Raw genomic sequence first — 10228 nt, forward strand, 5'->3', positions numbered from 1 at the left:
CGGGGCGGTGGTCAGCCGGCCAGGCCGCGCAGGGTGTGGTAGACCCCGCAGGCCTGGAGGGCCAGCGGGAGCAGGGACAGCGCGCAGAGGGTGTGCAGGATGTCGGCGAGGCGCCCCCAGTAGGGGAGCAGCCGGCGGCCGGGGACGGTCCAGGCGGCGACCAGGAGGGCGACCGCCACCGTCAGCAGGGCGGCCAGCAGGAGCAGCCGGCCGGTGCCGGAGGCGTCGGTGGTGGCACGGGCGAGCAGCACCAGGCCGCCGAGGACACCGGGCAGCAGGACGGCCAGACGCTGGCGGATGCTGCCGACGGCCCGGCCGTGCAGCAGCAGGAGCAGGCTCATCGCGCCCGCCTGCGCCGGGCCCGCCCAGCCGTCGGCGAAGGGCAGCACGGCCAGGCAGACGGCGCAGACGGCGCCGATCGCGGAGTACAGGGCCATCAGGTAGTCGTCGGCGACCAGGGCCCGGGGCAGTACGGCGGAGGCCGGGACCGGCTCGATGTTCTGCTGGAGCTCCTCCGCGTTGCGCGGCAGCATCGGCAGCCGCAGCCCGGACAGCCGGAAGGCCAGCGAGGGCACGAAGGCGCCGACCAGGACGGACACCACCGCGATCACCGCCACCAGCTGGGCGAGCGTCATCCCGGAGAGCACCAGCACCCCGGACCCCACCCCGAGCAGGGCGACCAGCGCCACCCCGAGGAACAGCGGCGCCGCGGCGCCGACCGCCGCCAGGGCCAGCACCGCCGCTCCGGCCCCGGCCGAGGAGGCCGCCAGGATCCGGGCCCCGAGCAGCTCACCGCCGCCCGGCCCGTTCGGCAGCAGCAGGGCGGCGAGCGCCAGGTACGGGACGGCGGCGGCGCCCAGCGCGGCGCCCGCGCCCGCGTCGGCCATCGCCCGGGAGGCGCTGGCCGCGCCGAGCAGCAGCAGGAGGGCGACCGCCGCCGCGGCGGCCTCGCGCGGGGCGGCCGGTCCTGGCAGGGCGAGCAGCACCCAGCCGGCCGCGAGCGCGGCCAGCGCCAGGGCCAGCGACAGGATCCGGGTGAGCGCCGGGCGCCAGGTGTCGCCGCGCTCGTCCATGCCGGTGGCGAGGCCGTCCACCAGGTCGTCGAAGTGCACCTGGGGAAGGGCCTCGTGACGGGCCCGCAGGTACAGCGCGTCACCGTCGTGCAGGCCCAGCGCCTCGGCGGTGCGCTCCTCGTCCAGCGGCTCCTCGCCGAGCCGCTGCAGCACCCAGCCGCCGTGCTCCAGGCCCTCCTCGGCGAGCCCGGGGCCGGCGTGCCCGAGGACGGCGGGCAGCAGGTCGGCCAGGGGTACGTCGGCGGGGACGGCCAGCTCGAAGGCCGTCCCCGGCGCGTGGAACCTCAATCGGCACAGTCCTGCCACGACACTGCTGCTCACGCCGGTCCTCCGGTTCGGTGGGATTGGTCCGCTGCTCCGCCCGGATGAACGGCCTGCCCGGCGTGCCGCGTTCAACCGGCCCCGTGAACCGGAGGCACGGTGCCGTCCGTGGGTCAGAACGGGGACGGCCTCGGGCGCGGGAGCGCCGGCCGCCCCGAGCAGCCCGGGGCCGTGAGCAGCCCGTTGCAGTGAGGAGCCCTGAGTGAGCGTGGAGCTGATCAACCGGACGCCCCGGCGTCCGGGGCCCGAGATGCCGGACGGTGAGGTCCAGCTCCAGGAGCCGCCGGGCCTGCCGGAGAAGCAGGGCGGCATGGCCAGTGTGATCAGCATGGCCCCGATGGCGCTCGGCTCGCTGTCGATGGTGTTCATGTTCCTGCACCCCGGCGGTGGCGAGGGCAGTGGCGGCATGCTCAGCTACGTCGCGATGGGCATGATGGCGCTGTCCGCCGTCGGCATGCTGGTCACCCAGCTGATCCGCGGCTCCAGCGACCGCAAGCAGCAGCTGCGCGCCGAGCGACGCGACTACCTGCGCTACCTCTCCCAGATGCGCCGTCAGGTGCGCCGCTCGATCGACGCCCAGCGCCGGGCCCTGGCCTGGCGGCACCCGGCCCCGGCCGAACTGGGCTCGCTGGTCGGCACCACCCGGCTGTGGGAGCGGCGGGCCGCCCACCCGGACTTCAGCGACGTCCGGATCGCGCAGGGCGCCCAGCGCCTGGCCACCCCGCTCGCACCGCTGGCCACCAAGCCGGTCGAGGACCTGGAGCCGCTCTGCGCCCACGCGCTGCGCCGCTTCATCCACGCCTACGGCACGCTCGCCGACCAGCCGATGGCGATCCACCTGCGCGGCTTCGCCCACCTGCTGCTGCGCTCCGACGACCCCGGGGCCGCCCGCGCGCTGGTCCGGGCGGTGCTGGCCCAGCTCGCCGTCGTGCACGGCCCGGACGAGCTGCGCATCGCCGTCGTCACCGACCCGGAGCGGCGGGCCGAGTGGGAATGGGCCAAGTGGCTGCCGCACGCCCTGCACCCGACCGACACCGACGGCGCCGGCCCGGTCCGGCTGGTCGCCGGCAGCCTCGGCGAGGTCGAGCAGCTGCTCGGCGAGGAGTTCACCGGCCGCCCCGGCTTCGAGCCGGACGCCGTGCCCGACCGGGACGAGCCGTTCACCGTCCTGGTCCTGGACGGCCCCGGCGCGCACACCGGCAGCCGCGCCGCGCTGACCGGCTACCGGAACGCCGTCCTGATCGACCTCTCCGACTCCCTGGAGTGGCGCCCGGCCCGCACCACCCTGCGGCTGCGGATAGAGGACGGCCGGCTCACCATGGTCGGCGCCGACCGCAACCGCAAGGACGTGGCCACCGACCTCGGCCGGCCCGACGCGCTCGGCCTGCCCGCGGTGACCCGGCTCGCCGCCAGGCTCGCCCGCTACCGGATCGCCGACGGCGTCGACGCCGCCGAACCGCTCGCCACCGACTTCGACCTCACCGCCCTGCTCGGCATCCCCGACCTGCACGCCCACGACGTCGAGGGGATGTGGGCCCAGCGCGGCATCCCGCAGCGGCTGCGCGTCCCGCTCGGCCTCGGCCCGGACGGCCGGCCCGTCGACCTGGACCTCAAGGAGTCCGCCCAGGGCGGCATGGGCCCGCACGGCATGCTGATCGGCGCCACCGGCTCCGGCAAGTCCGAGCTGCTGCGCACCCTGGTGCTGGCGCTCGCCGTGACCCACTCCTCCGAGGTGCTCAACTTCGTCCTGGTCGACTTCAAGGGCGGTGCCACCTTCCTCGGCCTGGACACCCTGCCGCACACCTCCGCGGTGATCACCAACCTGGCCGACGAGGCCGCCCTGGTCGACCGGATGCGCGACGCCCTGCACGGCGAACTCGTCCGCCGCCAGGAGGTGCTGCGCGACGCCGGGTACGCCTCGCTGCTGGACTACGAGACCGCGCGCGCCGCCGGCACCGCGCTGCGCCCGCTGCCCACGCTCTTCGTGGTGGTCGACGAGTTCAGCGAACTGCTGTCAGCGCACCGGGACTTCATGGAGCTGTTCGTGATGATCGGCCGGCTCGGCCGCTCGCTCGGCGTGCACCTGCTGCTGGCCTCGCAGCGGCTCGACGAGGGCCGGATGAGCGCGCTGGAGTCCCACCTGTCCTACCGGATCGGCCTGCGGACCTTCTCCGCCATGGAGAGCCGCGGCGTGCTCGGCGTCCCGGACGCCTACCAGCTGCCCTCCCAGCCCGGCAACGGCTTCCTGCGCAGCGACATCTCCACCCTCACCCGGTTCAAGGCCGCCTACGTCTCCGGCCCGTACCGCCCCAAGCGCCGCGCCGCCCAGCAGGCCGCCATCGCCGGGCAGGTCGTCGCGTACGGCACCGACTACGTGGTGCCCAGGCAGCGGCCGGTGGCGGAGACCGGGGCCGAGGAGGAGCAGACCGCGGCCGGCTCGCTGCTGGAGGTCGCGGCCGGCCGGCTGCGCGACGCCGGGCCGCCCGCCCACCGGGTCTGGCTGCCGCCGCTGGGCGTCCCGCCGACCCTCGACGAGCTGCTGCCGCCGCTCGTCCCGCACCCCGAGCGCGGCCTCACCACCGAGGACGCGGCCGGGCACGGCGCCCTCGCCCTGCCGGTCGGCGTGGTCGACCGCCCGTTCAACCAGCTGCGCGACCTGCTCACCGCCGACCTCTCCGGCGCCGGCGGCCACGTCGGCATCGCCGGGGCCCCGCAGAGCGGCAAGAGCACCCTGCTGCGCACCCTGATCACCGGCCTGGCGCTGACCCACACCCCGCGCGAGGTCCAGTTCTACTGCCTGGACTTCGGCGGTGGCACGCTCTCCACGCTGCGCGCCCTGCCGCACGTCGGCGGGGTCACCGGCCGGCACGACGGCGAGCGGGTGCTGCGGACCGTGGCCGAGGTCAACGGGATCATCACCCGCCGCGAGCAGTACTTCGCCGAGCTGGGCATCGACTCCATCGCGTCCTTCCGGCGCCGCCGCGCCGCGGGCGAGCTGCCCGACGAGCCGCACGGCGACGTCTTCCTGGTGGTCGACGGCTGGAACACCCTGCGCCAGGAGTTCAACGACCTCGTCCAGCCGCTCACCCTGATGTCCCAGCGCGGCCTCAACTACGGCGTCCACCTGGTCATCGGCACCACCCGCTGGGGCGAGATCACCGGCGGCCTGCGCGACCAGCTGCAGACCCGCTTCGAGCTGCGCCTGGGCGACTCCGTCGACTCCATGATCAACATGCGGGCCGCCGCCAAGGTGCCCAAGCTGCCCGGCCGAGGCCTCACCGACGAGCAGTTGCACTTCCTCTCCGCGCTGCCCAGGATCGACGGCTCCGGGAGCACCGACGACCTCGGCGAGGGCGTCGCCGACCTGGTCGACGCCGTCGCCGCGCACTGGACCGGGCCGCGCGCTCCTGAGGTGCGGATGCTGCCGCTCACCCTGGACGCCGCCGGGCTGCCCGCCCCCACGGGCCGGCTGCGGGTGCCGATCGGCCTGGAGGACACCGAGGTCGCGCCGCTGTGGCACGACTTCGAGGAGAGCCCGCACCTGCTGGTGGTCGGCGACAGCGAGTCGGGCAAGACGAACCTGCTGCGGCTGATGATCAAGGCCATCACCACCGCCTACACCCCGGCCGAGGCCAGGATCATGCTGGTCGACTACCGGCGCGGCCTCTACGACGCGGTGCCGGAGGAGTACCGGCTCGGCTACGCCGTGGCCGTCGACAAGCTCCGCCAGATCGTCGACGGGGCCTCTCGGGCGATGAAGAACCGCATCCCGCCCGCCGACATCGCACCCTCCCGGCTCAGGGAACGCGACTGGTGGACGGGGCCCGAGCTGTTCATCCTCGTCGACGACTACGACCTGGTCGGCCCGGGCAGCGGCAGCCACCCCTTCGCCGCGCTGCTGGAGGACCTGGCGCAGGGCGCCGAGATCGGCCTCCACCTGGTCGTCGCCCGCGGCGCCAACGGCATCGGGCGGGCGCTCGGCGACCCGCTGGTGCGCAAGCTCCAGGAGGTCAACTCGCCCGCGCTGCTGATGTCCTGCCCGCCGTCGGAGGGCTTCCTGTTCGGCAACATCCGGCCCCGGGTGCTGCCGACCGGGCGCGGGCTGTACATCACCCGGCGGCGGACGGTGCAGGTGCAGACCGGGCACCTGGTGGAGGTCGAGCAGTGACGGCGACCACGGAGGGTCCGGGAACGGTGAACGCCTCGACGCTGCGGGCGCTCGGCCCGCACTACGTGATCGCGCCGCCCGGCGCGGAGGCGGACGGACTGGCCGAGGCGCTGGCGCCGGTGCGGGCCGAGCCGCGGGCGCTGCTGCTGCTCGCGGCCGCGGCGGACGCGGCGCCCGTCCTGCTCGCCTCGCTGGACGAACTCGCCGGGGCGGCGCGCGAGCGCGGCGCCGAGGTGCTGGTGCTGGCCGCCTCCGGGCTGGCGGCGCTCGGCCCGGACGGCCGGCGGCCCGCCGAACTGCTCGCCAGGCGCTGCGGGTTGACGGTCGTCGCACCGGACGCGGTGGTGAGCGTCGAGCCGGACGGCACCCTGCCGGCCGTGGACGGGACGTGGTGGCGCTGCCGGCCGGGCGGGGGAGCGGAACCGCTCGGCGGCCGCTGGCCCGCCGCCGCGACCGTCACCCCGCTGCGCGGCGGGGCCCACTGGATCACCGAGACGGTGACCGGGCCGGTCAGGCCCGCCGTGCTGGACCGGGCGGTCGCGCCACCGGACGGACTGCTGCTGATCCTCGGCGGTCCGGCGGGACCGCTGCCCAGTGCCGTCCAACTGGCCAACGCCGCGGCGCTGTTGCAGGACACGACCGGGCGGCGGGAGCGCCTGACGGTGAGCGCGCCGTGGGCCGCTCCGGTCGAACTCATCGAGCTGGCGGCAGTGCTGGCGGCCTCGCTCGGCCAGGAGGTGCGGGCGGCGATCGGCGTGCCGGTGGGCGCGGCGGGGGCGTCCGGGTTCGGCGCGCGGCACGTCCAGCCCGCGCCGGACGGGGGCGAGGGCTGGGAACCGTACCTCACCGAGCTGGTGGCCCGCCCGAGCGAGCGCACCGTCACCGCCGTCGGCTGGCGCACCCGCCCCGACCTGCCCGCGGCGCCGGGGACGGCGCGCTACCCGGCCTTCCCCGGCTGGGAGCTGGAGGCGGTGGCGGCCGGGCTGTGGCTCCGCCCCGCCGGCGCCTCCGACCGCGGCCCCCGGCTGCGCAGGCCGGACCCGGCGCAGCCGGTGCTGGTCGTGGGCGCGCCGGGCCGGCCGGTACCGGAGACGCTCTGGGACCACCTCGGTGCGGTGCTGGGCTCGGTCCCGCCGGGCCCGGCCCGGCTCGCGCTCGCGGTGGCGGGGGCGCTGGACATCGGGTCGGCGGCGGTGGGGCGGTTCTGCGCGCGGCTGTACGGACTGGACTGGGTCGGGCCGGAGGCGGCCGGGGGTGCGGTCGGGGTCGGTGCGGAGCCGTTGCCCGAGGTGGCGGTGAAGGCCGAGGCCGAGGTGGTCGTGGCGGCTGCGGTGGTGCCGGAGCCTGAGTCTGGGCCGGTGGCCGTACCTGACCCTGACCTTGACTTCGGGCCGGTGACGGTGCCGGTGCCGGAGCCCGCTGTCACGGTGTCGACTTCGGGAGGGACGTTCGCGGAGGAGGCTCCCGAGGAAGCGGTCGAAGGAACAATATTGGCCCCTGAGGCCGCCGCCGAGAAGCCGGTGGCGGAGGAACCGGCTCCCGAAGCCCCGGCCGTCGCGTCCGCTCCGGAGCCCGAACCCGCTCCGGAACCCGCTCCGGAGCCCGAACCCGCTCCGGAACCCGAGCCCGAGCCCGAGCCCGCGGCGCCCGCCGTGACGCCCCCGGTGGTGGAGCCTGCGGAACCCGCGGAACCCGCCACCCCCGCCGCGGACCGCGCGGCCCTGGTCACCCAACTCGGCTCCGCCTACCAGCGCCTGGCCCGCCGGGCCGAGGACGTCGCCACCCGGCTGCCCGCCCTGCGCGCCCGGACGGAGGAGACCGACCCGAGGCCCGAACTGGTCGCCGTACTGCTGCACCACGGCGACTCCAGCCCCCTGGCCGACCGGGCCGAACTCCTCGCGGCGGCCCGGTCCGACGCGCCCGGCCGCTACGGCCCGTACCTGCGGTGCCTCGCCGCAGGACTGCGGCGGCTGCCCAGCCACTACGGCGGCGTGCTGGTCGCGGGCCCGGCGGAGGCGTGCGACCTCGCCGCGTACGCCCCGGGCACGGTGCTGTCCGAGCGGGCCCCGCTCACCGGTCTGGCGGCGCCGGGCGCGGACCTGGGGGAGGGCGTCGGGATCGAGTTCGCCATCTGGTCCGTCGGCGGCCGGCGCAGTTCGGCCTTCGGCGAACCGGGCGACCAGCCGACGGTGATCTTCGCCCCGGGCACGGAGTTCGAGGTGGTCGAGGTCGAGCCGGCGGACCCGGACGGGGGCCGCCCGGCCCGGGTGCTGCTCCATGAGATCGGCGGGGTCCGTCCCGGCCCAGACCGCCTGCGTACCTGGCTCGCCCGCCGCGACGCCGTCGCCCCCGCCGACCGCACCCGCCCCGCCGACCCCTCCCGTTACGCCCTGGCGCTCGGCGCCGGTCTCGTCTGAGCGGAAGGGCGGAAGGGCGGAAGGGCGGAAGGACGGAAGGACGGCAAGACCGACGGACCGACGGGCGGGCCCGGTGAACCCCGAGGCGCCGTCCGCCCGTCGGACGGAGCGTAGGGATGTGACCGGCGGTGAGGAGTGCGGGGATGGCCGAGACGGTACGGAGCGGGTTCCGGCTCGCGGCGGTGTTCGACATGGTGGATCCGGTGACCGGGCCCGGGTTCGCGGCGGACCGGCCGCGGCTGGCGGCGGGGGCGGAGCGCGAGGACGTCCTCCGGTACCTGCGGGCCGGGGCGGCGGTGCTGCTGACACCGATGCTGATGGACGACGTGGTCGACCCGGACCGGCGCGGCGTCGTGCCGATGGGCTTCCGTACCGACGGCCGGTGGATCTGGACCGACACGGTGGCGTACTACCTGGAGGAGTACGGGCTGGCACCCGACCCCGCCCTGCTCGCGCACGTGCGCGAGCAGGGCGACGGCCCGTGGGCGGAGCCGCCGGCGGAGGTGCTGGAGCTGGCGGTGTCCTTCGTGCTGACCCCGCCGGAGGCGGTCGAGGAACCCGTCTGGACGGTCGGCTCCTGAACTGCGCCGATCCGGCTGAACCGGTTCGGTCACGCCGTCCGTACCTCCCCACGGGAGTGTCGTCGAGCGCAGGGGATGCATGGTGGGCGAGGAACAGCGCGGCGAGCCGGGCCGGAGGCCGGGCGGCTTCCGGCTCCCGGCGGTGAACTGGGCGATGGCGGCCGAGGCGGACGCCGGGGAGCAGGAGGCGGAGTCCGCGAGCGCCGCGACCGCGGTGCTGCCCGCACCGGCGGGCGCCGGGACCGCGAGCGCCACGCCGACCGGGGCGCGGACCGCCGCGACCACCGGGGCCGGCGCCGGTGCCGCCGCGACCACCGGGGCCGGGGCCAAGTCTGAGGCCGGGGCCGAGCCGGAGAACGCGTCCACGACCGGGCCCGCGAGTCCGGCCGCGCCCACCGCTCCCGCCGCGCCCCGGGCCGCCACGACGGCTCCGGCCGCGCCCGCCGCACCCGAGGCCGTGGCGCTCGCCGCCGTCGAGGCCACCGAGCCGGTCGGCGAGGGCGCCGCGGACCCCGGGCCGCGCCCCGGCAAGGTCTCCCGCCCGATGATCGCCGCGGCCGTCGCCGTCGGCCTGGTCCTGGTCGGCACCTCCGTGGTGGTGACCCAGCTCGGCGGCAACGACCCCAAGCACGGGCCCGCCCAGGCCGACGCCCCGCCCGGCTACGGACAGAGCGGCGGGGACGGCGGCAACGGCTTCGTCCCCGGCTTCGACGAGCACGGCGGCAGCACCGACCCCGCGGGCCCCCCGCCCGAGGGGCAGCCGGGCGCGGCGGTCCCGCTGCCCGTGACGTCGGCCTCGGCGGCGCCGGGCGACCAGCCCGCGTCGGCCCCGAACGGCGCGGGTGGCGCCGGCGGGTCCGGCGGGTCCGGTGGTGGCGGCGGAGGCGAGGCCGCCAAGCCCGGCGCGGCCAACCCCGCGCCGGCGAACGGGAGTTCCACCGGCGGGGCGGCCCGGTCCCAGGGCGGTTCGAGCGCCGCCACGGGCGGCTCGGGCAGCGCGGGCGGTTCCGGCGGGGCCAACCCGGCCCCCAACCCGCCCGTGCCGAACCAGCCCGCCCCCAACCCGCCCGTGCCGAACCAGCCGGCGCCCCAGCAGACCACGCCCGCGGCCGCCAAGCCGCCCGCACCGGTCATCGCGGTCGCCGGCCCGTACTGCAAGCCCGGCGGCGTGTACAAGGCCAACGGCTGGTTCGACCAGGGCGACAAGGGCTGGCGCAACAACTCCGGCGGCTACAGCGGCGACGGCTGCAACGGCAGCTACGTCTCGATGCCGATGTCCGGCGACGCCAACAAGGACGACAACGGCAACTCGGTGGTCTGGACCTTCACCCTGGACAAGGTCAGCAGCTGCACCCTGTCCGTCTACATCCCGTCCAGCGGCGACGTGAAGCAGGTCGGCGGCAGCCCGAGCTACTACACGGTGCAGAGCGGCGGCGGCCAGGTCGGCTCCTTCAGCATCAACCAGACCGCCAGTCGCGGCAGCTGGGTGAACCAGGGGCCCTTCTCCTACCGCGGCCCGATCTCGGTCACGCTGCACAGCCGCGGCCTGGACTGGTCGGGCGGCACCACGACCTTCGCCCACCACGCGGCCAGTGCCGTCCGCGCCACCTGCACGGCCTGACCCCGTCCGGCCCACCAAACCGCCGGCCCACCGAACCACCGAACCTC

General features: G+C 76.5%; 5 protein-coding genes. 4 read left to right on the plus strand and 1 reads right to left on the minus strand.

The window, feature by feature from the left end; all coding sequences use genetic code 11:
* Nucleotides 1–11: 11 nt before the first annotated feature.
* The gene (gene eccD / locus ACZ7C5_RS16795; RefSeq protein WP_470322828.1) at nt 12–1394 is read right to left on the minus strand and encodes a type VII secretion integral membrane protein EccD; all 1383 of its coding nucleotides are present in this window, start codon (nt 1392–1394) and stop codon (nt 12–14) included.
* Between the two features lie 202 nt (nt 1395–1596).
* Between eccD and eccCa the strand changes: the two genes are divergently transcribed.
* The 4 genes from eccCa (at nt 1597) to ACZ7C5_RS16815 (ending at nt 10181) form a co-directional block, all read left to right on the plus strand.
* A complete protein-coding gene (eccCa, locus tag ACZ7C5_RS16800; protein ID WP_401083954.1) occupies nt 1597–5562 on the plus strand; it encodes a type VII secretion protein EccCa in 3966 nt (1321 codons plus the stop codon).
* Complete coding sequence (locus tag ACZ7C5_RS16805) at nt 5559–7979, plus strand: hypothetical protein (protein ID WP_470322829.1); 2421 nt, start codon at nt 5559–5561, stop codon at nt 7977–7979. The genes eccCa and ACZ7C5_RS16805 overlap by 4 nt, the downstream gene beginning before the upstream one ends.
* A gap of 143 nt (nt 7980–8122) precedes the next feature.
* Nucleotides 8123–8560: a hypothetical protein gene (locus tag ACZ7C5_RS16810; protein ID WP_470322830.1), complete on the plus strand. Its 438-nt coding sequence runs from the start codon at nt 8123–8125 to the stop codon at nt 8558–8560.
* A gap of 79 nt (nt 8561–8639) precedes the next feature.
* On the plus strand, nt 8640–10181 hold the full coding sequence (locus tag ACZ7C5_RS16815; RefSeq protein WP_401083960.1) for a hypothetical protein: 1542 nt from the start codon (nt 8640–8642) through the stop codon (nt 10179–10181).
* Nucleotides 10182–10228 lie beyond the last annotated feature (47 nt).

This window comes from Kitasatospora sp. NPDC036993 (genome assembly GCF_055607525.1).